Source organism: Pseudoduganella aquatica (assembly GCF_020865585.1).
GTDB lineage: Bacteria > Pseudomonadota > Gammaproteobacteria > Burkholderiales > Burkholderiaceae_D > Rugamonas > Rugamonas aquatica_A.
In genome coordinates, this window is sequence record NZ_CP086370.1 from 664,939 (window position 1) to 690,843 (window position 25,905).

At 67.8% G+C, this 25,905-nt stretch carries 22 protein-coding genes; 14 read left to right on the plus strand and 8 right to left on the minus strand.

Annotated features, from left to right (window positions below; genetic code table 11):
* Positions 1-37: 37 nt before the first annotated feature.
* The 6 genes from KT882_RS02925 to KT882_RS02950 form a co-directional block, all read right to left on the minus strand.
* A complete protein-coding gene (locus KT882_RS02925; RefSeq protein WP_161075494.1) occupies positions 38-1,174 on the minus strand; it encodes a nucleotidyltransferase domain-containing protein in 1,137 nt (378 codons plus the stop codon).
* Positions 1,171-2,103 carry an HprK-related kinase A gene (locus KT882_RS02930; protein ID WP_228894351.1) on the minus strand — a complete coding sequence of 311 codons (933 nt, stop codon included), beginning with the start codon at positions 2,101-2,103 and terminating at the stop codon, positions 1,171-1,173. Before KT882_RS02930 ends, KT882_RS02925 begins: the two co-directional genes overlap by 4 nt.
* Positions 2,097-2,384, minus strand: a complete 288-nt coding sequence (locus tag KT882_RS02935) for an HPr-rel-A system PqqD family peptide chaperone (RefSeq protein ID WP_228894352.1) — start codon at positions 2,382-2,384, stop codon at positions 2,097-2,099. The genes KT882_RS02930 and KT882_RS02935 overlap by 7 nt, the downstream gene beginning before the upstream one ends.
* Before the next feature lie 33 nt (positions 2,385-2,417).
* Positions 2,418-3,041: a hypothetical protein gene (locus tag KT882_RS02940; RefSeq protein ID WP_228894353.1), complete on the minus strand. Its 624-nt coding sequence runs from the start codon at positions 3,039-3,041 to the stop codon at positions 2,418-2,420.
* Positions 3,042-3,233: 192 nt separating this feature from the next.
* Positions 3,234-3,833, minus strand: a complete 600-nt coding sequence (locus KT882_RS02945) for an XrtA/PEP-CTERM system exopolysaccharide export protein (RefSeq protein ID WP_407682041.1) — start codon at positions 3,831-3,833, stop codon at positions 3,234-3,236.
* A gap of 139 nt (positions 3,834-3,972) precedes the next feature.
* Positions 3,973-4,698, minus strand: a complete 726-nt coding sequence (locus tag KT882_RS02950; protein ID WP_161075499.1) for a S1 family peptidase — start codon at positions 4,696-4,698, stop codon at positions 3,973-3,975.
* A 325-nt stretch (positions 4,699-5,023) separates the two neighbouring features.
* On the opposite strand from KT882_RS02950, the gene KT882_RS02955 reads away from it, so the two are divergent.
* From KT882_RS02955 to KT882_RS03005, 11 genes are all read left to right on the plus strand, one after another.
* The gene (locus tag KT882_RS02955; protein ID WP_228894355.1) at positions 5,024-6,562 is read left to right on the plus strand and encodes an XrtA system polysaccharide chain length determinant; all 1,539 of its coding nucleotides are present in this window, start codon (positions 5,024-5,026) and stop codon (positions 6,560-6,562) included.
* A gap of 19 nt (positions 6,563-6,581) precedes the next feature.
* Positions 6,582-7,589, plus strand: coding sequence for an XrtA-associated tyrosine autokinase (locus KT882_RS02960; RefSeq protein ID WP_228894356.1), 1,008 nt, complete (start codon positions 6,582-6,584; stop codon positions 7,587-7,589).
* Positions 7,582-9,144, plus strand: a complete 1,563-nt coding sequence (locus KT882_RS02965) for a TIGR03016 family PEP-CTERM system-associated outer membrane protein (protein WP_228894357.1) — start codon at positions 7,582-7,584, stop codon at positions 9,142-9,144. Before KT882_RS02960 ends, KT882_RS02965 begins: the two co-directional genes overlap by 8 nt.
* Before the next feature lie 15 nt (positions 9,145-9,159).
* Positions 9,160-10,173 (plus strand): XrtA/PEP-CTERM system-associated ATPase, encoded by a 1,014-nt coding sequence (locus KT882_RS02970; RefSeq protein ID WP_161074967.1) that lies wholly within the window; start codon positions 9,160-9,162, stop codon positions 10,171-10,173.
* Positions 10,170-11,312 (plus strand): non-hydrolyzing UDP-N-acetylglucosamine 2-epimerase, encoded by a 1,143-nt coding sequence (wecB, locus tag KT882_RS02975; protein ID WP_228894359.1) that lies wholly within the window; start codon positions 10,170-10,172, stop codon positions 11,310-11,312. Before KT882_RS02970 ends, wecB begins: the two co-directional genes overlap by 4 nt.
* Positions 11,297-12,172 (plus strand): XrtA system polysaccharide deacetylase, encoded by an 876-nt coding sequence (locus tag KT882_RS02980; RefSeq protein WP_228894360.1) that lies wholly within the window; start codon positions 11,297-11,299, stop codon positions 12,170-12,172. Before wecB ends, KT882_RS02980 begins: the two co-directional genes overlap by 16 nt.
* Complete coding sequence (locus KT882_RS02985) at positions 12,169-13,227, plus strand: FemAB family XrtA/PEP-CTERM system-associated protein (protein WP_228894361.1); 1,059 nt, start codon at positions 12,169-12,171, stop codon at positions 13,225-13,227. Before KT882_RS02980 ends, KT882_RS02985 begins: the two co-directional genes overlap by 4 nt.
* A 4-nt stretch (positions 13,228-13,231) precedes the next feature.
* Positions 13,232-14,458 (plus strand): TIGR03087 family PEP-CTERM/XrtA system glycosyltransferase, encoded by a 1,227-nt coding sequence (locus KT882_RS02990; RefSeq protein ID WP_228894362.1) that lies wholly within the window; start codon positions 13,232-13,234, stop codon positions 14,456-14,458.
* Positions 14,455-16,074 carry an exosortase A gene (xrtA, locus tag KT882_RS02995; RefSeq protein ID WP_228894363.1) on the plus strand — a complete coding sequence of 540 codons (1,620 nt, stop codon included), beginning with the start codon at positions 14,455-14,457 and terminating at the stop codon, positions 16,072-16,074. Before KT882_RS02990 ends, xrtA begins: the two co-directional genes overlap by 4 nt.
* Positions 16,075-16,103: 29 nt before the next feature.
* Positions 16,104-17,999 (plus strand): XrtA/PEP-CTERM system amidotransferase, encoded by a 1,896-nt coding sequence (locus tag KT882_RS03000; RefSeq protein WP_228894364.1) that lies wholly within the window; start codon positions 16,104-16,106, stop codon positions 17,997-17,999.
* Between the two features lie 65 nt (positions 18,000-18,064).
* Positions 18,065-19,273, plus strand: coding sequence for a TIGR04063 family PEP-CTERM/XrtA system glycosyltransferase (locus KT882_RS03005; RefSeq protein ID WP_161075004.1), 1,209 nt, complete (start codon positions 18,065-18,067; stop codon positions 19,271-19,273).
* A 13-nt stretch (positions 19,274-19,286) separates the two neighbouring features.
* Here KT882_RS03005 and KT882_RS03010 read toward each other — a convergent pair whose 3' ends face one another.
* Both KT882_RS03010 and KT882_RS03015 read right to left on the minus strand, forming a co-directional pair.
* Positions 19,287-20,303 (minus strand): NAD-dependent epimerase/dehydratase family protein, encoded by a 1,017-nt coding sequence (locus KT882_RS03010; protein ID WP_228894365.1) that lies wholly within the window; start codon positions 20,301-20,303, stop codon positions 19,287-19,289.
* Entirely contained in the window at positions 20,300-21,667 is a 1,368-nt protein-coding gene (locus tag KT882_RS03015) for a UDP-glucose dehydrogenase family protein (RefSeq protein ID WP_161074974.1), read from the minus strand. Before KT882_RS03015 ends, KT882_RS03010 begins: the two co-directional genes overlap by 4 nt.
* A 164-nt stretch (positions 21,668-21,831) precedes the next feature.
* Here KT882_RS03015 and KT882_RS03020 point away from each other — a divergent pair, with 164 nt between their 5' ends.
* From KT882_RS03020 to KT882_RS03030, 3 genes are read left to right on the plus strand one after another with little or no spacing between them, the layout of a single operon-like run.
* Positions 21,832-23,043 carry a glycosyltransferase family 4 protein gene (locus tag KT882_RS03020; RefSeq protein WP_161074975.1) on the plus strand — a complete coding sequence of 404 codons (1,212 nt, stop codon included), beginning with the start codon at positions 21,832-21,834 and terminating at the stop codon, positions 23,041-23,043.
* Positions 23,040-24,221 (plus strand): TIGR03088 family PEP-CTERM/XrtA system glycosyltransferase, encoded by a 1,182-nt coding sequence (locus KT882_RS03025; protein WP_228894367.1) that lies wholly within the window; start codon positions 23,040-23,042, stop codon positions 24,219-24,221. The genes KT882_RS03020 and KT882_RS03025 overlap by 4 nt, the downstream gene beginning before the upstream one ends.
* Positions 24,218-25,882 (plus strand): glycosyltransferase family 39 protein, encoded by a 1,665-nt coding sequence (locus KT882_RS03030; RefSeq protein WP_228894368.1) that lies wholly within the window; start codon positions 24,218-24,220, stop codon positions 25,880-25,882. The genes KT882_RS03025 and KT882_RS03030 overlap by 4 nt, the downstream gene beginning before the upstream one ends.
* The last annotated feature ends 23 nt before the right edge of the window (positions 25,883-25,905 follow it).

The following is a 25,905-nucleotide window of genomic DNA, read 5'->3' on the forward strand; positions in this document are numbered from 1 at the left end:
CCTTTGCGCTGCCCGACGATGCTTAATTGTAGAGCAGTCAGGGCTGTTCGGCCTGATCTTTGTCTTTGGGCGAGAGGAAAGCTTTGTGGAACAGGTGGCGCGCCAGCAGCAGCGGCGGCATGCGCAGCCAGTTGGCGCGGATGTAGAGCGCAAAGCGGGCGGCCGGCGTGTAGGCGTCGCCGCAGCTGGCGTGGACCGGCAGCAGGGCGCGGCGGTACAGCGCGTCCATCAGCCGCAGCAGCGGCGCGCCGGGACGGCCTTCTGCGGCGGCGGCGTGGGCCTCCGGCGGCAGCGGCGTGTGCAGCAGCAGCGCCGTGTAGCGCAGCGCGTAGAACAGCGGACGCTGCAGCTGCAAACGCGCCGCGTGCGCGCGCAGCGCGTCCCAGAAGCCGGGCTGGCCGCCGTAGTGGCGCAGCAGGCCGTCCAGGTCCACCAGGTCGCGCAGGCCGTGCTCCAGTTCGCCGTCGAAGAATAAATGCGTGGCGCTGTGCAGCACCAGGTCGGGCGGCGCCAGCACATGCAGGCCGGGCTGGCCGGGAATGGCGCGCGCGGACGCGCGCAGCTGGGCCGGGTCGGGGTGGACCGGCGCCGTCAGCGGCAGGATGGCGTGGTGCACATCGATGGCGGTGCGGCGCTTGACGTGCTCCATCGGCGGCAGCTCGTGCATCCACTCGCGGTAGTAGCGCTGGTCGTAGGCGTCCAGGTGGGTGCTGGCCCAGCCGTGCAGCATCAGCGCCGCCTCGGCGTCGTCCAGTTTTTCCCTGGGCACCAGGATGTCGATGTCCGAGAACAGCCGGCCGCTGGCCGGCGGCAGCCCGGCCAGCGCATAGGCCGCGCCCTTGAGCAGTATCAGCGGCGCGTCCAGGCCGGCCAGCGCCTGCTGGATCTGCGCCACTTCCCAGCGCACCGCCTGGCTGTGCCGCTCGGCCACCGTGCGCGACCAGTCGAGATGGCGCCGGGCCGGCGCCGGTATGCGCTCGAGTTCGCCGCGTTCGCGCAGCAGGTAGTACAGGCGCGGCTGCAGATTGGCGCTGGCGCACTGGCGCAGCAGCACATTCCACTCGGCCTCGCTGAAGCCGGCCAGCAGCGCCGGCTGGCGGAAGGCCAGCACGGCCAGCGGCACGCCGGGCGGCGCCGAGGCGGTGGCGGGGGCGGACAGGGCGGCGCCGCTCATGGCTGCTGCGCCAGGCGCTCGAACAGCGCGACCGCCTCGTCCAGCTGGCTGTACACGAAGCTGTGGCAGTGCGCGGCGTCCACCAGGCCGGCCAGGGCGTCGAAGCCGCGCTCGGCCAGCAGGCTGTAGTTGAAGGAGTTTTCCGCCACGCGCAGCACGGTGCCGGCTTTCGGCAGCGGCGCCAGCTCGGTGGCGGCGCCGGCCTGGTAGCGCGGGAACACGATCCAGCCCGGCGCGGCGGTCTCGGCGCTGCGCGCCACGCTGGCGGGCGGCGCCTGCAGATGCGCCACCGTGCCTTTGACGGTGTCGGCCACGGGCGGGCTGAACACGGCGCCATCCGCCGCCAGGTAGCGCTGCATCAGCGGGATGGAGGCGTTCTTCAGGCTGATGGGGCGCGGCAGCGGCTGCAGCCGGCCGTCGGCCAGCTGTATCAGCGCCAGTTCGTCCGACAGCAAACGCCAGCCGCGGTGCGCCAGCGCCGCGCACAGGGTGCTCTTGCCCGAGCCGGGCGGGGCCGGCAGGATCAGCGCGCGGCCGTGGCGTTCCAGCACCGCCGCGTGGACGATCAGGCAGTCGTGCGCGCGGCTCGACACGCACCAGTTCAAGCCCCATTCGAACATGGGGAAGGCTTGCGCCAGCGGCAGCGGCTTGAACATGCTGGCGCCGTTGTGCATCAGCATCACTTGCGGCCGCCACCAGCGCCGCAGGCCGGCCGGCTGCACCACGCGCAGGTGGAAGTCGGCAAAGGCGTCCGCGCCGCGCAGCGCGTAGCCGCCGTACAGCAGGGCCAGTCCTTGCGCCACGCTGGGCACGCTGCTTTCGAGGTGGGTGGTGTAGGCGCCGGTCTGCAGCACGATGCCGCCGCGCGCCAGGCGCCGCGCCAGCTCGGCCGGCGCCAGCGAGGACACGGTCGTCTGCGGGCTCAGCATGCGGAGGCGGCTTGCGTGTCGACCAGGGCCATGGCGCGCAGCTGGCCGAGCAACTCCTCCAGTTCGGCCAGCTGGTCCGGCTCGGCGGGGGCGCCGTCGGCTATCTGCAAGGCGGCCGCCAGCCCGGCCGTGGTGGCCGCGCCGCGCTGCAGCGCGCTCAGGATTTCGATGGCGGCGGCGTCGAGCAGATGGGTATCGCCCGACAGGTTGTTATAGAGCACAAAGTCCTCGCCGTCCCAGCTGCGGCTACGCAGCCGCTGGCCCGGCCTCAGGCGCCACATGGCAAAACGGCTTCAGTCAGCATACGGCCCGTGTCAGTCCATGGTGCCTTTGAGGTACTCGACGATTTCCGCGCCATACCATTTTTTGCCGGCCATGGGGGTGTAGTAGCCCCGCCCGGAGCCGCCGGTGCGCCAATACTCGTTCCAGATCGCCTGCACGCGGTCCGGCTTGAGGAAGGAGGTGTAGCCCTTGAGCGCGTTCTGGTAGGCCGCGATGCAATGCATGGCGACGTTGTCCTGGTCGTAGCTCTGGTGGTCCAGCAAGAACTGCATCTCCTTGCCGTAGAAGCCGCTGGTGGTCGAGCAGTTGAACTTCTTGTTGAACTTGGTGGTGCTGACGCAGCTGCTATGCCAGGCGCTGGTGTGGGTCTTCCAGTAGCCGGGCGACAGGCCCTGGCACACCACCACGTGCGGGTTGTGGCTGTTCAGGTTGCCGGACGCGAAGCCGGACGGCGAATGGCAGATGCTGCACGCCATGCCGGGCTGGCTCTTGACGGTCAGGATGGCGCCGACAGCCGCCGCGCCCTTGGTGGCGAAGCGGCGGCGCGCGGCGCCGGCGAAGGCCGGCTTGGCAGCGCCATCGACGGCCGTGCTGGGGGCTGCGGGGGGCAGCTGCGGGGTGCCGTTGTCCCCGTCGTGCTGGTCTTGGTTGGCCACGTCTGTATCCTCGGTTAGCGCTCGGCCGGTGGCCGTAATCTTTAGTGATGAATGGAAACGAAGCAATATTCGTTCCCATCCGTGCAGGGCGCAGGAGCCTTGATAAAAATCAAGGACTTAGCGGAACTTTCTGCGCATCTTTTGCTCACTAGATTAGTCTAGCGCAAAAACTGTAAGAATTCTCGACATTGTTTAGAAGTAGCTCTCCGGCACCACCAGCACATCGCCCGGGCGCATCGGCAGGTTGGCCGAGATGTCGCCGTCCTTGATCAGGTCGTTCAGGCGCACGGTCAGCTTCTGCTGCTTGCCGTCCACGGTGCGCAGCAGGATGGCGCGGTTGCCGGCGGCGAAGTCGGTGACGCCGCCGACGGCGATCATCACGTCCAGCAGCGACATGTCGCGGCGGTAGGGCAGCGCCTGCGGCCGCGCGGCCTGGCCGATCACCTTGATCTGCTCGCTGTACACGCCGACAAAGCCGGTCACGATGACCGTCACCACCGGCTGCTGGATGAATTTGGACAGCGCTTTTTCAATGTCGCGCGCCAGTTCGGTCGAGGTCTTGCCGCTGGCCTGCAGGTCTTCCACCAGCGGGGTGGTGATCTTGCCGTCCGGCCGCACCGGCACGCCCTGGGACACTTCCGGATTACGCCACACCACGATGCTCAGGTTGTCGCCCGGGCCGATCAGGTAGTCGGTGGCCGGCGCCGCCTCTTGCGGCAGCACCTGCTTGGTGGCGCAGCCGCCCAGGGTCAGCGCGCCCAGCGCCAGCGCGCCGCAGGCCAGCCATTTCATCAGGGGAGTATTCACGTGCATGTCCTCTTGTTAGGGTGAAATTCTTCTAGGCAATATGCATGGCATTTTATGTAGCATTTTTGCATGCCCAATTGTATACCAGCCCCCGCTGGCGGGAGCCGGGGCAGGGGGAATATTTTTATTCTGGCACTTTTCTTTGCAACAATTCCTGCACGTAACGCCCCGGAATCGCGTAGGTGATGCCGCTGGGGGCGGTGATCGCGGTTTCCTTCAGGCCCTTGACAAACACCATATTGATGATGGCGTAGACGACGCCGTCGGCCGGGTCGTACACCGGGCTGCCGCTGTTGCCCGGATAGGCGGTGCCGTCGAGCTGGAAGATGTTGAAGGGCGGGCGCTGCAGCGCCGCCACCGCGCGCGCGTCCAGCTGGCGCGCGCTGGCCGAGGGCAGGATGATGGGCGTGACGGCGGCCAGCGTGGCGCGGTGGGTGGCGTGGTGCAGGCCCAGCACCATGCCCAGCGGGAAGCCGGTGAAGGCCAGGTCGCGCCCCTCGCGCAGCGTGCCCGAGTCGCCCAGGCGCAGCGCCGGCAGCGGCGCGCCGCTCAGGCGCAGGTGGGCCAGGTCGTGTTCCTTGTCGATGGCCGCCACGGTGGCCGGGCGGAAGGTGAAGGCCGTGCCTTCGCCGGCCACCAGCACGCCCAGGGTTTGCTCGCTGTCGGCGAAGTCGGGCACCACGTGGGCGTTGGTGATCACGCTCAGGCCGTCGCCCAGCACCACCCCGGTGCCGTTGAAGACGGTGGAGGGGCTGCGCAGGCGCTGGTAGCTGCCGATGCCCACCACCGAGGGCTTGACGGCCGCAATCACGGCGGGCAGGTCGGCGGCGGCGGCACCGCCGCAGAGCATGCTGAAAAGCAATATTAGTGACAGGCGGAAATGCATAGCGGTGCTTGTAGTCTCGGCGCAACAACGATAGCAGATTTTTGCGGGAATTAGCTGTCTTTCGCACAACAAATATCAACGCGCATGTGTCACAATTATGCTTGCATCTTTGGAAATAATTATTTCACAGAGTTAAATACGCGACACGGGCTGTCCACGGCTGCATCAGAGGGGCGGAGCTGCCGCCATTTAGTAGTAACATGGCTTGCAAACTCATGTATCATAGTTGCGATTGATGCATTTTAAGCAAGTTCAAAGCGCGCACCAATTCATAGGCGAGATAGACGATATGGCGGAATTACAGGCACTGCTCTTAACCTTTCTAAAAGCCATCGGCAAGTACCGCTGGTACGCCGTGGCCATTTCCTGGGTGGTAGCGGTGGTCGGCTGGGCAGTGGTGTACAAGCTGCCGGACGATTACCAGGCGTCGGCGCGCGTCTATGTCGACACCCAGAGCATATTGCGGCCCTTGCTGTCGGGCATGACCACCGTGCCCAACGTCGAGCAGCAGGTGCAGTTCATGCGCCGCACGCTGATCAGCCGGCCCAACGTCGAAACCGTCATGCGCATGGTCGACCTGGACATCAAGACCAAGTCGGTGCAGGAGCACGAGAAGCTGGTCGACGAGCTGACCGCGCAGATCAAGGTCACCGGCACCGAGCGCGACGACATCTACACCATCTCGTATAACAACCCGAATCCCAAGCTGGGCAAGCAGATCGTGCAGTCGCTGCTGACCATCTTCGTCGAGGGCAGCTTCGGCGGCAAGAAGCAGGAGTCGGACAAGGCGGTGCAGTTCATCGAGGAGCAGATCAAGAGCTACGAGGAAAAGCTGGCCGCCGGCGAAAACGCGCTGAAGGACTTCAAGATCCAGAACATGGGCTTGCTGCCGCGCCAGGGCGCCGACTACAGCACCACGCTGGCCGACATGGCCGACAAGCTGAGCCAGGCGCGCCTGGAGCTGGCCGAGGCCGAGCAGGCCCGCAACGCCATCAAGCGCCAGATGGGCGGCGAGGAGCCGGCCCCGCTGACCCAGGCCGCGCCGCAGCAGGATGACAGCATCAACCCCGAGCTGGACGGCCGCATCCAGGCGGTCGAGAAGAGCCTGGACGCGCTGCGCCTGCAGTTCACCGAGGAGCATCCGGACATCGTGTCCAACAAGCGCCTGCTGGGCCAGCTGCAGCAGCGCAAGAAGGAAGAAGCCAAGAAGCGGGTGCGCAGCGCCGATCCCGGCATCAACTACAGCCCCATGATGCAGCAGATGAATGTGGCCTTGTCGGTGGAGGAGGCGCGCGTGGCCTCGCTCAAGGCGCGCGTGGATGAATACAATGCGCGCCTGGGGCGCTTGCGCAGCCAGAGCACGGCGGCGCCGGAAGTGGAGGCCCAGCTGTCCCAGCTGAACCGCGACTACCAGGTCAACAAGGAAAACTACGGCAAGCTGGTGGAGCGCCGCGAAGCGGCCCGCCTGTCCGGCGACCTGACCTCGGCCACCGACATGCTGAGTTTCCGCGTGATCGATCCGCCCACCGCGTCCAACGCGCCTATCGGTCCGAACCGGCCGCGCCTGATGTCCGTGGTGTTCGGCGCCGCGCTGGCGCTGGGCCTGGGCGTGGCGCTGCTGATGAGCCAGATCCGCCCGACCTTTGTCAGCCAGGCCTCGCTGCGCAGCGCCACCGGTTTCCCTATCCTGGGCACCATCAGCATGAACTGGACCGACCAGCAGAAAATCCGCCGCCGGCGCCGCCTGTACGCCTTCAGCGCCGCCGTGGCCGTGCTGTTCACCGCCTACGGCGGCGTGATGGCCGCCTTGCTGATAAAACCTACCTGACCGATTCACGGGGAATCCGATGAGCATTATTGAACGCGCGGCCAGCCGCATAGAGCATCCGAAGGACGCGCCGGCCGGCGCTGAAACCGAGACCACGCAGCCGGACGCGCACGCCGCCGAGAGCGCGCCGCCGGTGGCCGACGCCGGGCACGCGGCCGCGGTGGCCGCCGCCATGGCCGCCGCGCCCGTCGAGGCTGCCGCCGCGACCGTCGCCGCCGCCGCCGTGGCGGCCCCCGCTGCCGCGCCGGCCGACTATGGCCAGGCCGCCCCCGCTGAAGCCGACGGCGGTGCGCAGCGCCGCGGTCCGCGCCGGGTGGAGCTGGACCTCAAGCATATGCAGGACATCGGCCTGGTTACCGCCGCCGGCGGCCGCACCACGCTGGTGGAGGACTTCCGCGTCATCAAGCGCCCGCTGATCAAGCGCGCCTTCGGTCCGCGCCCGCCCGACGAAAAGCCGGGCAACCTGATCATGATCACCAGTTCGCTGCCGGGAGAAGGCAAGACCTTCTGCTCGATCAACCTGGCCATGAGCATCGCCATGGAGCTGGACCACACGGTGCTGCTGGTGGACGCCGACGTGGCGCGCCCGTCGGTGCTGCGCACCCTGGGCCTGCCGGCCCAGCGCGGCCTGATGGACTTGCTGCTGGACGAGAAGATCGACATGGCCGACGTGATGCTGCGCACCAACGTCGACACGCTGACCCTGCTGCCGGCCGGCACCAGCAACCCGCGCGCCACCGAACTGCTGGCCAGCCAGACCATGACCACCTTGGTCTACGAGATCGCCAACCGCTATCCGGACCGTATCGTCATCTTCGACTCGCCGCCGCTGCTGCTGACCAGCGAAGCGCATGTGCTGGCGGCCCACATGGGCCAGATCGTGGTGGTGGTGGAAGCCGAGCGCACCACGCAGCACGCGGTCAAGGAAGCGCTGTCCCAGCTCGAGGGCCTGAGCAATGTTAACCTGATCTACAACAAGACCCGCGAATTCCCCGGCACTGAAACCTATGATTATCACTATGGCTAAACCGCGCCGCAAAGCCTTGGCGGCGGCGGTGGGCCTGGCGGCGCTGGCGCTGGCGCAACCCAGCCGCGCCGACTGGAGCGTGACGCCCAGCCTGAGCCTGCGCGAAACCTGGTCCGACAACGTGGTGCTGGCCCCCAAGGGCCTGGAGCAGGGCCAGTTCATTTCCGAGGCCACGCCCGGCCTGGTGGTGCGCAACCACGGCCCGCGCGTGGACTTCAGCCTGAACTACACCAAGAATTTCTACAAGTACGCCGACAACGACGTGCGCGGACCGGACGGCCAGGCCGCCAACAGCGGCCACCAGAATCTGCAGGCCCAGCTGCACGCCAAGCTGATCAGCGAGAAGCTGTTCCTGGACAGCACCGCCAGCATCAGCGAGCAGGGCGTGTCCGCCTTCGGCCCGTCGGCCACCGTCAATCCGTCCAACCCCTTCGCCCCGGGCCTGACCAGCGAGGTCAAGACCTGGCGCGTCAGCCCCTATCTGCTGCACCGCTTCGGCGAGCAGGCCAGCGCCGAAGTGCGCTACGCGCGCGACAAGGTCAGTTCCGACCAGCTCAACTTCGGCAGCAGCACCAGCGACCAGTTCTCGGTCAACCTGGCCAGCGGCCCGGCCTACCGCACCATAGGCTGGAACCTGTACTACATGCGCCAGAACCTGCAGGACACGATCTCGCAAAGCTCCAGCAGCCAGAATATGATGGGCACGCTGAACTACCTGTATTCGCCGCAGCTGACCCTGACCGTGACGGGCGGCTACGACAGCTACGACTACCAGTCGCCCGGCGGCGTGACCAAGGGCGCGAACTGGTCGGTGGGCGGCAGCTGGCGCCCCAGCAACCGCACCTCGGTCCAGCTCAACGTGGGCAAGCGCTACTTCGGCGACAGCTACTTCCTGGCCGCCTCGCACCGCACCAGGCTCAGCGTCTGGAGCCTGAACTACAGCGACGCGGTGACCACCACGCGCGCGCAGTTCCAGCTGCCGTCCGCCGTCAACACGGCGTCCATGCTGGACCAGCTGTTCCAGGCCCAGATTCCCGATCCGGTGGCGCGCCGCCAGGCGGTGGAGGCCTACATCATCGCGGCCGGGCTGCCGCCGACGCTGGCCAACAGCATCAACTACCTGAGCAACCGCTACATGCTGCAGAAGCAGCTGCAGGCCACGGCCGCCTTCAACGGCGTGCGCAGCACGCTGATCCTGGCCCTGACCAGCTCGCGCCGCAGCGGCCTGTCGCTGCTGGACGTGGACGCCGGCCTGCTGGGCGGCAGCTCCAGCGCGCTGAACGACAATACGCGCCAGAGCGGCGGCACCGCCACCTACAACTGGCGCATATCGCCGTTCACCAGCATGAACCTGTCGGCCAACTACAACCGCTCCGAATCCCTGTCGCTGGCCCGCCGCGACAACAACCGCTCCGTGCGGCTGAACCTGACGCGCCAGTTCGCCCGCAAGCTGAACGGCAATCTGGAGCTGCGCCGTACCAAGGGAGCCACCGCGGTCGCCGGACGCGACTACACCGAGAACGCCATATCGGCGTCCTTGAGCAAGCAGTTCTAGTGGAGTCTGGCAAGGATGTACGAAAGTTACTACGGCCTTAGCGCCAAACCGTTCCGGCTGCGGCCGGATCCGCATTTCTTCTTCGGCAGCAAGGGCCACAAGCGGGCCATGGCTTACCTGGAGTACGGCCTGTCGCAGGGCGAGGGCTTTATCGTCATCACCGGCGAAGTGGGGGCGGGCAAGACCACGCTGGTGCGCAATATGCTCAACACCCTGTCGTCGCAGCAGATCGTGGCGGCGCACATCGTCAACACCGCGCTCAATTCGGAAGACACGCTGCGCATGGTGCTGTCGGCCTTCGGCCTGCCCAGCGAGGACGCCAGCAAGAGCACGCTGCTGACGCGGCTCGAAGCCTTCCTGCGCGCCTGCGACCAGCAGGGCCGCCGCGCGCTGCTGGTGGTGGACGAGGCGCAGAACCTCACGCCGCGCACGGTGGAAGAGCTGCGCATGCTGTCGAACTTCCAGACCGACGACAAGTCGCTGCTGCAGACTTTCCTGCTGGGCCAGCCGGAGTTCCGCGCCACGCTGCACAGCCAGGACATGCAGCAGCTGCGCCAGCGCGTGATCGCCACCTACCACCTGGGGCCGATGGACGCGCAGGAAACCCAGGCCTATATCGAACACCGCCTGCACACGGTGGGCTGGAACAACGACCCGGCCTTCACGCCCGAGGCGCACGCCGGCATCTACGCCTACAGCGGCGGCATTCCGCGCATGACCAACGCGCTGTGCGACCGCCTGCTGCTGATGGGTTTCCTCGAAGAGCTGCATGAATTCACCGGCGAGCACGTCGAAGAGGTGGTCAAGGACATCGCCACCGAGTTCCAGGAGCCGGCCGGTCCGGCCAAGGTGGTGGTGGACGAGGCCGACATGGCCGCCGTCAACGCCGCCTACCCGGACGGCATGGACGAGCGCATGATGCGCCTGGAGAAATCCGTGGTGTCCGTGCTCAATATACTGAAGAAAATCGTCGCCGCGCCGGCCCCCGCCACGGCCAACAACAATGCCAAACAGGACAATATAGAATGAGTTCCGCTTTCCGCATCCTGTGCGTAGTGGGCGCCCGGCCCAATTTCATGAAGATGGCGCCCATCATGGCGGCGCTGTCCGCGCTGCGCCCGCACGTCGACGTCAAGCTGGTGCACACCGGCCAGCACTACGACGTGGCCATGAACCACCAGTACTTCGAAGCGCTGGGCATTCCGTCGCCGGACATCAACCTGGAAGTCGGCTCCGGCAGCCACGCGCAGCAGACCGCCGAGGTGATGAAGAAGTTCGAGCCCGCGCTGGACGAGGTGCAGCCGACCGCCGTGCTGGTGGTGGGCGACGTCAACTCCACCATCGCCTGCGCGCTGGTGGCGGCCAAGAAGGGCGTGCCGGTGATCCACGTGGAGGCGGGCCTGCGCAGCTTCGACCGCGCCATGCCGGAAGAAATCAACCGCGTGCTGACCGACCAGATCTCGGACCTGCTGTTCACCACCGAGGAAAGCGGCGAGGAAAACCTGCTGCGCGAAGGCGTGGCGGCGCACCGCATCCAGTTCGTCGGCAATGTGATGATCGACACGCTGGTGCGCAACCTGCCGCGCGCCATTCCGGCCGCCACCATCGTTGCCGACGCGGGCCGTCCCGGCCTGGCCGACGGCGCCCAAGGCTACGCCGTGCTGACCCTGCACCGTCCGTCCAATGTGGACGACCCGGCCGTGCTGCGCACGCTGCTGGAAACGGCGGCCGCCATTGCCCGGCGCACGCCGGTGATCTTCCCGCTGCATCCGCGCACGCGCGGCATGATAGAGAAGGCCGGCCTGAACCACCTGGTGGAAGGCCCCAACGTGCTGCTGCTGCCGCCCATGGGCTACCTGGAGATGCTGGGACTGATGAAGCAGGCGCGCGTGGTGCTGACCGATTCCGGCGGCATCCAGGAAGAGACCACCGCGCTGGGCGTGCCCTGCATCACCCTGCGCAACAATACCGAACGCCCCATCACCGTGGAGCAGGGCACCAACACCATCGCCGGACAGGATCCGGCCCGCATCCTCGCCATCTACGAGGAAGTGATGGGCGGCGGCGGCAAGGCCGGCCGCGTGCCGCGCTTCTGGGACGGCCAGGCCGCCGTGCGCATCGCCGCCGCGCTGCAGGCCTGGATGCAGAACGGATGCCAGACATCATGAACCATCCGGCCGTACCCGGCAGCGCCATCCGCAACGCCATGACCATCGACGTGGAAGACTACTTCCAGGTCTCCGCCTTCGCGCCCTATATCGCGCGCGACAGCTGGCCCGAGCGCGAGTGCCGCGTCGAAGCGAATATCGACCGCATCCTGGCCATCCTGGAGGCGGGCAATGTGCACGCCACCTTCTTCACGCTGGGCTGGATCGCCGAGCGCTATCCGGCCATGGTCAAGCGCATCGTGGCCGGCGGCCATGAGCTGGCCAGCCACGGCTACGGCCACCTGCGCGCCTCCGACCAGGACCGCGCCGCCTTCATGCAGGACATCAGCAGCAGCAAGGCCATCCTGGAAGACCTGGGCGGCCAGGCCGTGCTGGGCTACCGCGCGCCCAGCTTCTCCATCGGCCACGGCAACCTGTGGGCGCTGGACGCGCTGAGCGAGGCGGGCTACCGCTACAGTTCCAGCATCTACCCGGTGCAGCACGACCACTACGGCATGCCGGACGCGCCGCGCTTCGCCTGGCATCCGGAAAACGCCGGCGGCCTTCTGGAAGTGCCCATCACCACCGTGCGCATGGGCGCGCGCAACCTGCCGGCCGGCGGCGGCGGCTATTTCCGTCTGCTGCCGTATTCGCTGTCGCGCTGGATGATGCGCAAGGTGAACCAGGACGACGGCCAGCCCGCGATCTTCTACTTCCACCCTTGGGAGATCGACCCCGGCCAGCCCCGTCCGGACGGCATCAACCTGAAGACGCGCTTCCGCCACTATGTCAACCTGGCGCGCATGGACGGCCGCATCCAGGCGCTCACGCGCGACTTCGCGTGGGACCGTATGGACCGCATTTTCCTGGGCAAGGCATGAGCTCCGTCGTCGATGCGGCGCCTGCCGTGGCCACCCTGAAGCTGCTCACGCCGGCCGACCACGGCCGCTGGGACGCCTTCGTGCGCGCCGCGCCGCAGGCCACCTTTTTCCACCTGGCCGCCTGGCAGACGCTGATACAGCGCTGCTACGGCCACAAGACCTGGTTCTACTACGTGGAGCAGGACGGCCGGATCCAGGGCATCCTGGGCCTGTGCGAAATCAAGAGCCGCCTGTTCGGCCACTCGCTCAGTTCCCTGCCGTTCTGCGTGCACGGCGGCGTGGTGGCGCTGAACGACGGCGCGCGCGCCATGCTGGACGCGGCCGCGAGCAAGCTGGCCGATGACCTCGGCGCGGGCCACCTGGAATACCGCAACATCGAGCCGACCGGCAAGCCGGGCTGGCACGTGAAGGACTTGTACGTCACCTTCCGCAAGGCCATCAGCGAGAACCACGAAGAAAACATGAACGCCATCCCGCGCAAGCAGCGCGCCATGGTACGCAAGGGCATCAAGTGCGGCCTCGCGGCGGAAATCGACCAGACCGTGGACCGTTTCTTCCACATCTACGCCACCAGCGTGCTGCGCCTGGGCACGCCGGTGTTCCCGAAAAAATACTTCGCGCTGATCAAGGAGCTGTTCGGCGAGCAGTGCGAAATCCGCATCATCGTCAAGGACGGCGAGCCGGTGGCCGGCGTGATGAGCTTCTTCTGGCGCGACGAAGTGCTGCCCTACTACGGCGGCAGCATGCCCATCGCGCGCGACGTGGCCGGCAACGACTTCATGTACTGGAACCTGATGGAAGCGTCGGTCGAACGCGGCGTGCGCCTGTTCGACTTCGGCCGCAGCAAGATCGGCACCGGCGCCTACGACTTCAAGAAGAACTGGGGCTTCACCGCCACGCCGCTCGCCTACGAGTACCAGATGCACGCGGCTACCGAGCTTCCGGACAACAATCCGCTCAATCCCAAGTACCAGCTGTTCATCAAGCTGTGGAAGCGACTGCCGCTGCCGCTGGCCAATCTGCTTGGGCCGCACATCGTCCGCAGCCTGGGATAGCGCCATGGACAACTTGCTGCTGCTGGTGCACCGGATACCGTACCCGCCCAACAAGGGCGACAAGATCCGCTCCTACCATTTGCTGAAACACCTGGCCGAACATTACCGCGTGCACCTGGCCACCTTTGTGGACGACCAGGACGACTGGCAGCACGTGCCGCGCCTGCAGGCCATGACGGCCAGCGCGCACTTCGCGCCACTGAATCCAAAGAAGGCGCGCGTGCGCAGCCTGGGCGCGCTGCTGGGCAACCGTTCGCTGTCGCTGGACTACTACCGCGACGCCGGCCTGCGGCGCTGGGTGGACGAGACCGTGCGGCGCGAGGGCATCACGCGCATCGTGGTGTTCTCGTCGGCCATGGCGCAGTACGCCGAGGCCTATCCGGACGCCACCCGGGTGGTCGATTTCGTCGACGTCGATTCCGACAAGTGGCGCCAGTACGCCGAGAAGAAGTCCTGGCCCATGAGCATGCTGTACGCGCACGAGGCGCGCCAGCTGCTGGCCTACGAGCGCCGCGTGGCGCTGGAGTGCGACGCGGCGCTGTTCGTGTCCGCGCCCGAGGCTGAGCTGTTTCGTACGCTGGCGCCGGAGAGCGCGGCGCGCACCGGCCACTTCAGCAACGGCGTGGACACGGCCTATTTTTCGCCCGAAGGCCCGCAGGGCCAGCCGCATGACCATCCGTATACGGCGCAGGAGCTGCCGCTGGTGTTCACCGGCGCCATGGACTACTGGCCGAATATCGACGCCGTGACCTGGTTCGCGCGGGACGTGCTGCCGGCGGTGCGCGCGCGCCATCCGCAGGCGGTGTTCTACATCGTCGGCGCGCGGCCCGCGTCCGAGGTGCAGGAACTGGCCGGCTTGCCCGGCGTGGTGGTCACCGGCACCGTGCCGGACGTGCGGCCCTATGTGGCGCACGCCGCGCTGTGCGTGGCGCCGCTGCGCATCGCGCGCGGCATCCAGAACAAAGTATTGGAAGCGATGGCCATGGCGCGCACCGTGGTGGTGTCGCCGCAGGCGCTGGAGGGCATCGAGGCCGAACCGGGCCGCTCGCTGCTGCTGGCGGCCGATGCGCCGGCCTTCATCGCCACCGTCAACGCCGCGCTGGACCAGCCCGATGCCGCCATCGGCCGCGCCGCGCGCGCCACCGTCGAACACCTGTATGGCTGGAACAGCCATCTGGCCCAGGTCTGCGCCCTGCTGGAGGCCGGCCGCCCCGTGAGGAAAGAAGCATGACATCCAGTTCCCTGCCAGCGGCCGATGCCGGCGCGCCCGCATCCGCACCTGCATCTGCAACCGCATCCCCTCCCGGCCCTGCACCCAAGGCCGGCAAGAGCCAGAAGGCCTTGCTGCTGCTGGCCGTGGCGGCGCTGCTGCTACCCGTGCTCGCCTATTTTTCCACGGCGCGCTCCATCGTCGAGATCTGGGACAGCTCCGGCACCTTCACCCACGGCTACGTGATCCTGCCCATCAGCCTGTGGCTGGCTTGGCAGCGCCGCGCCGCCATCGCGCAGCTGAGCGCCGCGCCCTGCTGGCCCGCGCTGCTGGCGCTGGCCGCCTGCGGGGCCGCCTGGCTGCTGGGCGAATTCGGCGACGTGCAGATCGTGCGCCATTACGCCTTCGTCGCGATGCTGCCGCTGGTGGTCCTGGCGCTGCTGGGCAAACGCATCGCCTGGGCGCTGGCCTTCCCGCTGGCCTTCGTGCTGTTTGCCGTGCCCTTCGGCGACGTCTTCATCAATCCGCTGATCGGCGTCACCGCCGACTTCACGGTGTGGGCGCTGCGTGCCACCGGCATCCCGGTGCTGCGCGACGGCACCAGCTTCTCCATCCCGACCGGCAACTGGTCGGTGGTGGAAGCATGCAGCGGCGTGCGCTACCTGATCGCCTCCATCACGCTGGGCTGCCTGTACGCCTACCTCACTTTCCGCAGCACCCGGCGGCGCGCGCTGTTCATCGTAGCCTCCATGCTGGTGCCGATTGTCGCCAACGGCCTGCGCGCCTATATGATTGTCATGCTGGGCCATCTGAGCGGCATGACGCTGGCGGTCGGCGTCGACCACCTGATCTACGGCTGGCTGTTTTTCGGCCTGGTGATGTTCTTGCTGTTCTGGCTGGGCAGCCTGTGGCGCGAGGACGCGCCGGCCGACGAGCAGGCCGCGCCGGACCGCGCCGCCGCCGAAGCGGCCGCCTCGGCGGGCAATGCGCCCATGCGCAGCTTCGCCGCCGCCCTGCTGGCGATCGCCGTATGCGTGGGCGCCTGGCCGGCCTATGCGGCCTGGCTGGAGCAGCGCGAAAGCGCGGCGGCGCCGGCCAGCCTGTCCGGCTTCGCCAGCACCTGGCAGCCGGCCGCGCCGTTCGCGCAGTGGAAGCCGAGCTACCCGGCCGCCAATGCCGAGCTGCAGCAGTTCTACGCCGGCCAAGCCGGCCATCCGGTCGGCCTGAATCTGCTCTACTACCGCAAGCAGGACCACAACACCAAGCTGATCAGCTCGGTGAACCGCATGGCGGCGGAAAAAGACCCGAACTGGCGCAGCGTGGCGTCCGAGCTGCGCGAGGAAAACCTGGGCGGGCGCGTGCTGGCCGTGCGCGAAAGCACGCTGTCCGGCGCCGGCAGCCGCATGCTGGTGTGGAACTGGTACTGGGTGGACGGGCGCTACACCGCCAACGACTATCTGGGCAAGGTGCTGCAGGTGAAGCAGAAGGCGCTCCAGGGCAGCGACGACGGCGCCGCCGTCATGGTCTTCTCGCCCTACGAGGAGAAGCCGGAAGTGGCGCGCGCCGCCATGCGCGCCTTCCTGGCGGAGAACCTGGCGCGGGTGGATGCCGCGCTCGATGCGAATCGGCATAAATAAATACTGAAACTGGGAAAGCGCGGGACATCATGTGTGGAATAGTCGGAATCTTTGATACGCGCGGCACGCGCGAAATCGACCGCGCGCTGCTGTCGCGCATGAACGAAACACAGCACCATCGCGGCCCCGACGAGGCCGACCTGTACATCGAGCCGGGCGTGGGCTTCGGCCACCGCCGCCTGTCGGTGATCGACGTGGCGGCCGGCCTGCAGCCGCTCGGCAACGAGGACGGCAGCGTGATGGTCTGCTACAACGGCGAGATCTACAACTACCGCGAGCTGACCGAGGAGCTGAAAGCCCTAGGCCACACCTTCCGCACCCGCTGCGACACCGAAGTGATCGTGCACGCGTGGGAGGAGTGGGGCGAGGCCTGCGTGCACCGCTTCCGCGGCATGTTTGCCTTCGGCCTGTGGGACCGCAACCAGCAGGTGATGTTCCTGGGCCGCGACCGCATGGGCGTCAAGCCGCTGTACTACGCCATGCTGCCGGACGGCTTCTTCGCCTTCAGCTCCGAGCTGAAAGCGCTGCGCACCCTGCCGCAGCTGAACCGCGAGATCGACCCGCAGGCGGTGGAGGATTATTTCGCCTACGGCTACGTGCCGGAGCCGAAGACCATCTTCAAGGGCGCGCTCAAGCTCTCGCCCGGCTTCACGCTGCTGCAGAAAGTGGGCGCGCCGCAGGCCGTGCCCAAGCAGTTCTGGGACGTGCCGTTCAAGCTGCACGGCGCCATGTCGGAGCAGGACGCGCAGGAAGAGCTGCTGACCCGCATCCGCGAAGCGGTGAAGATACGCCTGGTGGCCGAGGTGCCGCTGGGCGCCTTCCTGTCCGGCGGCGTGGACTCGAGCGCGGTGGTGGCCATGATGGCCGGCCTGAATGAAGGCCCGGTGCACACCTGCTCGATCGCCTTCAACGACAAGGCCTACGACGAATCCGAATACGCCTCCATGGTGGCCGCGCAGTACAAGACCGACCACTACACCGAGACCGTGGACACCGACGACTACGGCCTGATCGACACCCTGGCCCACCTGTACGACGAGCCCTTCGCCGACAGCTCGGCGATTCCGACCTACCGCGTGTGCCAGCTGGCGCGCAAGCGCGTCACGGTGGCGCTGTCGGGCGACGGCGGCGACGAGAACCTGGCCGGCTACCGCCGCTACCGCTACGCCATGGCCGAGCAGAACGTGCGCGGCCGCATTCCGCTCAGTCTGCGCAAGCCGGTGTTCGGCACGCTGGGCCGCCTGTATCCCAAGGCCGACTGGGCGCCGCGCGTGTTCCGCGCCAAGACCACCTTCGAGGCGCTGGCGCGCGACACGGTGGAAGGCTATTTCCACGGCGTGACGGTGATGTCGGACGCCATGCGCGACAAGCTGTTCAGCCCCGGCTTCCGCGCCGGCCTGCAAGGCTACCGCGCCATCGACGTGATGCGCGGCCACGCGGCCAAGTCGCCGACCGACGATCCGCTGTCGCTGATACAGTACATCGACATGAAGACCTATCTGCCGGGCGACATCCTGACCAAGGTGGACCGCGCCTCGATGGCGCATGCGCTGGAAGTGCGCGTGCCGCTGCTGGACCACCAGCTGGTGGAATGGATCTCCGGCCTGCCGTCCGACATGAAGCTGCGCGGCAGCGAGGGCAAATACGTGTTCAAGAAAAGCCTGGAGGCCCATCTGCCGCACGACATCCTGTACCGCAAGAAGATGGGCTTCTCCGTGCCGCTGGCGGCCTGGTTCCGCGGACCGCTGGCCCAGCGCGTGCGCGACGCGCTGCTCGGCCCCCTGCTGGCCGACACCGGCATCTTCAACAAAGCCTTCCTGCACGAGCTGGTGGAACACCACCAGTCCGGCCGCCGCGACTACAGCGCCTCCATCTGGACCGTGCTGATGTTCGAGGCCTTCCTGCGCAAGGAAATGGCGGCTTAACCATGAATGCAACTGTGAACCAAGCTACCACCACCACCGCCACGGCCGCCGCCGACGGCGCACCGCTGCGCATCCTGCATGTGCTGGACCATTCCATTCCGCTGCACAGCGGCTACACCTTCCGCACCCGCTCCATCCTGCAGCAGCAGCGCGCGCTGGGCTGGGAAACCTGCCACATCACCAGTTCCAAGCAGGGCGCCGCCGGCCCCGCCAAGGAAAGCGTGGACGGGCTGGAGTTCTACCGCACCGCGCCGTCCACCGGCATGCTGGCGCGCCTGCCGGTGTTCAGCCAGCTGGCCGTGATCGACACGCTGGCCGCGCGCCTGCTGGAGGTGGCGCGCCAGGTGCGGCCGGACATCCTGCACGCGCATTCGCCGGCGCTGAACGCGGTGGCGGCGCTCAGGGTGGGCAAGAAGCTGGGCATCCCCGTGGTGTACGAGATCCGCGCCTTCTGGGAGGACGCGGCGGTGGACCACGGCACGGCCAGCGAATGGGGCATGCGCTACCGCTTCACGCGCGCCATGGAAACCTATGCGCTCAAGCGGGTGGACGCGGCCACCACCATCTGCGAAGGCCTGCGCGGCGAAATCATCACGCGCGGCATCCCGGCGCAGAAGCTGACCGTGATACCGAACGCCGTCAACATCGAGGACTTCAGCATAGGCGGGCAGCGCGATGCCGCGCTGGCCGCGTCGCTGGGCATGGACGGCAAGGTGGTGCTGGGCTTCATCGGCTCCTTCTACGCCTACGAGGGGCTGGACGTGCTGCTGCAGGCCGTGCCGGCCATGCTGGCGGCCAATCCGGACATCCGCGTGCTGCTGGTGGGCGGCGGCCCGCAGGACGCCGCGCTCAAGGCGCAGGCCGAGGCGCTGGGCATATCCGGCCAGGTGGTGTTCACCGGGCGCGTGCCGCACAGCGAAGTGCAGCGCTACTATGACCTGATCGACGTGCTGGTGTATCCGCGCCTGAAAATGCGGCTGACCGACCTGGTCACGCCGCTCAAGCCGCTCGAAGCCATGGCGCAGGGCAGGCTGCTGGCCGCGTCCGACGTGGGCGGCCACAAGGAGCTGATTATCGACGGCGAGACCGGGGTGCTGTTCCGCGCCGGCGATCCGCAGGCGCTGGCGCAGAAGGTGCTGGCGCTGCTGGCCGAGCCGCAGCGCTGGGCCGCGCTGCGCGCCAGCGGACGCAATTACGTGGAAACGGAACGCAACTGGCGCGCCAGCGTGGCGCGCTACAAGCCGGTCTACGCCGCGCTGAGCCAGCGGGGTTGACGCAGCCGGCGCGTCAGCCGGCTGTCGTTGGCGCTGCCGCGTCGCGCTGCGCGCGCCACGGCAGATACCAGTCGCGGAAGCGGGACAAGCCCGTTTCCAGCGTGGTGGTGGGCGCGAAGCCCACCCAGCCGCGCAGCTTGTCGATGGCGGCATAGGTGGCGGGCACGTCGCCCGGCTGCATCGGCAGGAAATTCATTTTCGCTTCCACGCCCAGCACCTTCTCCAGCGTCTGGATGAACTCCAGCACGCGCACCGGCTGGTGGTTGCCGATGTTGAACACGGCGTGCGGCACCGCGCCTTCGCCGGCCGGCTGCGGCTTGTGCAGCAGCCGCACCACGCCTTCCACGATGTCGTCGATATAGGTGAAGTCGCGGCTCAATTTGCCTTCGGCGAACACGGGTATCGCTTCGCCGCGCATCATCTTCTCGGCAAAGCTGAAGTAGGCCATGTCCGGCCGGCCCCAGGGTCCGTAGACGGTGAAGAAGCGCAGGCCGGTGGCGGGCAGGCCAAACAGGTGGCTGTAGGAATGCGCCATCAGCTCGTTGGCCTTCTTGGTGGCGGCGTACATGGACACCGGGCCGTCGCAGCGGTCGTCCTCGCTGAACGGCAGGCTGGCGTTGGCGCCGTACACGCTGCTGCTGCTGGCGTACAGCAGGTGCTGCACCTTGTGGTGGCGGCACGCTTCCAGCATATGGCCGAAGGCCACCAGGTTGGACTGCACATAGGCGGCCGGATTGTCCAGCGAGTAGCGCACGCCGGCCTGCGCGGCCAGGTGCACCACCAGCGCCGGCTGCTCGCGCTCGAACAGCGCCTGCACCTGCACGCCGTCGGCCAGCTCCACGTTGTGGCAGGCCACGCCGGCCGGGGCCAGCAGCGTTTGCACGCGGCCGGTTTTCAGGCGCGGATCGTAATAGTCGTTGAAGTTGTCGCAGCCGACCACGGCGTGGCCCATGGCGGCCAGGCGCGCCGCCACGGCGCTGCCGACAAAGCCGGCCGCGCCGGTCACCAGCACTTTTTGCGGGGCGTTCATGGATGGACGGCGTGGTTGATGCGTCCTATGCCTTCATAGGACAGGCCGGCAGCGCTGACCGCTTCCAGGTCGTAGATGTTGCGGCCGTCGAACACCGCCTTGTCGCGCAGCTGCTCGGCCAGGTAGCGGAAGTCCGGCGAACGGAATTCCTTCCACTCGGTCACCAGCACCAGCGCGTCGGCGCCGGCGGCCGCCTCCTTGGCCGAGGCGGCCAGGAACAGCAGGTCGGCGCAGCGCGCCTGGCCGTGCTCGGCCAGCAGCAGGCGCTCGGCCTCGGCGCTGGCCACCGGATCGTAGGCGCGCACCTTGCAGCCGGCCGCGAACAGCGCGCGTATCAGCACCAGGCTGGGCGCTTCGCGCATGTCGTCGGTGTTGGGCTTGAAGGCCAGGCCCCACAGCGCGATGGTCTTGCCGTGCAGCGCGCCGGCGCTGCCGTAATGGCGCACCAGCTTGTCGAACAGCACATTCTTCTGGCGCTCGTTGACGTCCTCGGTGGCCTGCAGGATGCGCAGCGGCTGGTCATGGTCGGCGCCGGTGCGTATCAGCGCCTTCACGTCTTTCGGGAAGCAGGAGCCGCCGTAGCCCATGCCGGCGTACAGGAACTGCGGGCCGATGCGCGGGTCCTTGCCCATGCCCAGGCGCACCGACTCGATGTCCGCGCCCAGCAGCTCGGCCAGGTTGGCCAGCTCGTTCATAAAGCTGATGCGGGTGGCCAGCATGGCGTTGGCGGCGTACTTGGTCAGCTCGGCGCTGCGCACGTCCATCTCGATGAATTTCTCGTGCTGGCGGCTGAACGGCGCGTACAGCAGGCGCATCTGCTTGAGCGCGGCCGGGTTGTCGCTGCCGACGATAATGCGGTCCGGGCGCGTGAAGTCCTCCAGCGCCGCGCCTTCCTTCAGGAACTCGGGATTGCTCACCACGTCGAACTGCACCTCGGCGCCGCGCTTGGCCAGCTCGCCGGCGATGGCGTCGCGCACCTTGTCGCCGGTGCCGACCGGCACGGTGGACTTGTCGACCACGATCACCGGGCGGGTGATGCGCTGGCCTATGCTGCGCGCGGCGGCCAGGATGTACTGCAGGTCGGCGCTGCCGTCCTCGTCCGGCGGCGTGCCCACCGCCAGGAAGATCACGTCGGCATGCGCCACCGCGTCGTCGTAGCTGGTGGAGAACAGCAGCCGGCCGGCGGCGGCGTTGCGCGCCACCAGCGTATCGAGGCCGGGTTCATGGATGGGGATGCCGCCGCTGTTCAGGAGAGCGATCTTGCGCTCGTCCACGTCCAGGCACAGCACAGTGTTGCCAACATCGGCGAAACAGGCGCCGGTCACGAGACCGACATAGCCCGAACCTATCACAGAAATATTCATATAGTGTGCCCGTAGACTGGAACGCCGGGGGAGGCGAGGGGAGGAATGTGCTTGGCCGTCCAAGCGTAGCTCTTGCGTAATTGTACTTTCAATTTTATTATCAGTAAACGTGCCGCAGTGCGGCGTAAACGCCCACCGTCTGCCCACCGTCCGCTACCCATAAAATGAAGCTACTTACCTTCAGCACCTTATTTCCCAACGAGCAACAACCCGGCCACGGTATCTTTGTCGAAACCCGGCTGCGCTATCTGCTGGCCAGCGGCCAGGCCACCTCGCGCGTGGTCGCGCCGGTGCCGTGGTTCCCGTCCAGCAATCCGCGTTTCGGCCAGTACGCCACCTATGCCAAAGTGCCGCGGCACGAGGAGCGGCACGGCATACAGGTGAGCCATCCGCGCTATGTCAGCCTGCCCAAGGTGGGCATGCGGGTGGCGCCGCTGCTGCTGGCGCGCGCCGCCAAAGCCGAGATCGGCCGCATCCTGGACGAAGGCTATGACTTCGATTTGATCGACGCGCACTATTTTTATCCGGACGGCGTGGCGGCGGTCATGCTGGGCAAGTACTTCAACAAGCCGGTGGTGATCACCGCGCGCGGCACGGACATTAATTTGATCCCGCAATATTCTTTGCCTAAACGCATGATTTTGTGGGCTGCGCGCAACGCCCAGGGCATGATTACCGTGTGCCAGGCCTTAAAAGATGAAATGGTGCAGCTCGGGGTGGCGGCGGACCGCGTGACGCCGCTGCGCAACGGCGTGGATTTGCAGCGTTTCGCACCGTTGCCGGAACGCGACGCGGTGCGCAGCGAACTGGGCCTGGACCGCTACACCCTGCTGTCGGTCGGCTACCTGATCGAGCGCAAGGGCCACGAACTGATTATCGCGGCCTTGCCGGCCTTGCCGGACGCGGAACTGCTGATCGCCGGCAGCGGCCCGGACCGGGCCAAGCTGGAAGCGCTGGCGGCGCAGCTGGGCGTGTCCGACCGGGTGCGCTTCCTCGGCCCGGTGGCGCAGCCGGAACTGAAGCGCTATTACAACGCGGCCGACGCCATGGTGCTGGCCTCCAGCCGCGAAGGCTGGGCCAATGTGCTGCTGGAGGCCATGGCCTGCGGCACGCCGGTGGTGGCCAGCAATGTGTGGGGCACGCCGGAAGTGGTGGCCGCGCCGGCGGCCGGCGTGCTGATGCGCGAACGCACGCCGCTGGGCGTGGCCGACGCGGTCAAGGCGCTGCGCGCCGCCCCGCCCGAGCGCGCCGACACCCGCCGCTACGCCGAGCTGTTCAGCTGGGACGCCACCACCGAGGGCCAGCTGCGCCTGTTCCGCGACATCCTGCAGGGCCGCAGCTCGCCCGTGTGGCAGCCGAGCGGAGTGCGTCCTTGAGCGCACCGTTGAGCCCGCCGCCGGGCGCGCAGGCCGATACCCGTCCGCTGGTGCTGCACGTGATCCACCACCTGGTGATGGGCGGGCTGGAGAACGGCCTGGTCAACCTGATCAACACCATGCCGCCGGAACGCTACCGCCACGCCATTGTGTGCGTGGAGAACTACAACGACTTCCGCCTGCGCATCGCGCGCGCCGACGTGGAAGTGATTGCGCTGCACCGCTCGCGCATCGGCATCTGGCGCATGCGGCTGGAAATGCTGCGCCTGTTCCGCCGCCTGCGGCCGGCCATCGTCCATTCGCGCAATATGTCGGGACTGGACGCGCTGCTGCCGGCGCGCCTGGCCGGGGTGCGCACCTGCGTGCACGGCGAGCACGGCTGGGACGTGGGCGACCTGGACGGCAGCCAGTGGAAGCCGGCGCTGCTGCGCCGCCTGCACGCGCCGCTGGTGGACCGCTACATCACCGTGTCGCAGGACCTGGCGCGCTACCTGGCGCGCCGCGTCGGCGTGGCGCAGCCGCGCATCCGCCAGGTCTACAACGGCGTGGACACCGCGCGCTTCGCCCCGCGCACGCCCGGCGCGCCGCGCCCCGCACTGCCGGACGGCTTTGCCGGCCCGGACGATATTTTGATCGGCACCGTCGGCCGCCTGCAGCCGGTGAAGGACCAGGCCACGCTGCTGCGCGCCTTCGCCCGCCTGCGCGAAACGCAGCCGGCGCTGTGGCCGCGCCTGCGCCTGGCCATCGTCGGCGGCGGACCGCTGGAAGCGGAGCTGCAGGCGCTGGTGGCGGAACTGGACGTGGGCGCGCAAGTGTGGCTGTCCGGCGCGCGCGACGACGTGCCCGCCATCCTTGCCAGCTTCGACGTGTTCGTGCTGCCCTCGCTGTCCGAGGGCATCTCCAACACCATCCTGGAAGCCATGGCCTGCGGCCTGCCGGTGCTGGCCACCGGCGTGGGCGGCAACCTGGAACTGGTGAAGGACGGCGTATGCGGCCGCTTCTTCCCCCCCGGCGACGTGGACGCGCTGAGCGGCCTGCTGGCGGCCTACGGCGGCGACGCCGGGCTGCGCGGCGCGCACGGCGCGGCGGCGCGCCATATCGCAGTGGAGGAATTCAGCATGGCTGCCATGGTCAACAACTATATGGCGGTGTACGACAGCGCCGGGAAGCGCGCATGACGGCGCCGCGCAGCATCTCGAGCAGCAGCCCGCGCAGCACCCTGGCCATCCACCTGCTGCTGGCCGCGCTGGTGGGCCTGCTGTTCATGGGCGCGCACGCGGACGGCTCCTACTGGTGGAGCGACGCGCCGCGCCACGCCCTGAACGGCGTCTTCGTCAAGGACCTGGTGGCCGCTGCACCCTGGTCCGACCCGTCGCGCTACGCCTACGACTACTACGCCCAGTACCCGGCGCTCACCATCCTGTTCTACCCGCCGCTGTTCTACGCCATCAGCGCGCCGTTCTACGCCCTGTTCGGCGTGTCCGAAGCGACCGCGCTGCTGGTGGTGGCGCTGCACTACGTGGCCTTCGCCTGGGGCGCGTGGGCGCTGTTCCGCAACTGGCTGCCGGCCTGGCACGCGGCGCTGGCCGCCGCCGCGCTGGCGGCGCTGCCGGAGATCGCCTTCTGGGGCCGCCAGGTGATGCTGGAAGTGCCCAGCCTGGCCTTCTTCATCTGGAGCGCGGTGCTGTTTACGCGCTACCGGCGCACGGCGCGTCCGCTGCTGCTGTACTGCGCGGCCGCCTTGCTGCTGCTGGCCATGTACACCAAGCTGACGGCCGGCTTCCTGGCGCTGGCCTACGCCGGCACCCTGCTGTACGAACGCCGCGCCGCCATGCTGAAAGACCGCCACCTGTGGCTGGCCGCGCTGCTGGCCTGCATCGGCCTGGTGCCGCTGCTGGTGCTGACGGTGAAGTTCGGCCAGGCCAACATCCAGTCCGCGTCCGGCATCAACGACTCGCTGGTGTCGCGCAATTCGCTGGGCGGCTGGCTGTGGTATCTGCGCCAGTTCCCCGGCCAGATGGGCTGGGCCGTGCTGGCGGCCGCCGCCGCCGGACTGCTGGCCGGCGCCGTGGCGGCAGTGCGCCGGCGCGGCCTGGACAGTGCCGGAGGGGAGGGCGGCCTGAGCCGTGGCGACCTGGTGTTCTGGCTGCTCTGGCTGCTGGCAGGCTATCTGTTCTTCTCCGCCATCGACCTGAAGGAAGCGCGCCATAGCGTCTTCATCCTGCCGCCGCTGGTGCTGGCCGCCGCGCTGCTGCTGGCGCGCCTGCCACGGCCGTCCTGGCAGCTGGCTGCGCTGGCCGCGCTGGCCGGCGCGGCGCTGCTGCAGACCACGCTGCTGCGTCCCGTGCCCTATGTGCGCGGCTTCGCCGAGGCCGCGCGCCTGGTCGCCGCGCAGGCGCCCAGGGACAGCAGCGTGCTCTTCTCCGGCTACCGCGACGGTTCCTTCGTGTTCAATATGCGCACCCACGAGGAGCGCCGCGACCTGACCGTGGTGCGCGCGGACAAGATCCTGCTGAACGTGGCCGTGCGGCGCGAGCTGGGCGTGACGGAGCACGACCTGAGCGAGGACGACATCCTGCGCCAGATCCAGGACCTGAACGTGAGCTACCTGGTGGTGCAGCCCGGCTTCTGGAACGACCTGGCCGTGATGCAGCGTTTCGAGCGCGTGCTGGCGCAGGCCCGGTTCGAGGTGGTGGCGCGCATCCCCACGCCGAACAACGTCAAGGCCTACGAGAAGGAACTGGTGGTCTACCGCAACACGGCGCCGTCCGGCCGCCGCGCCGGGCCGCGCAAGCTGGACCTGCCCATCATCAACCGCAGCATCGACGCCGGGCGCTAAAAAAATTCACGATTGCAACAATT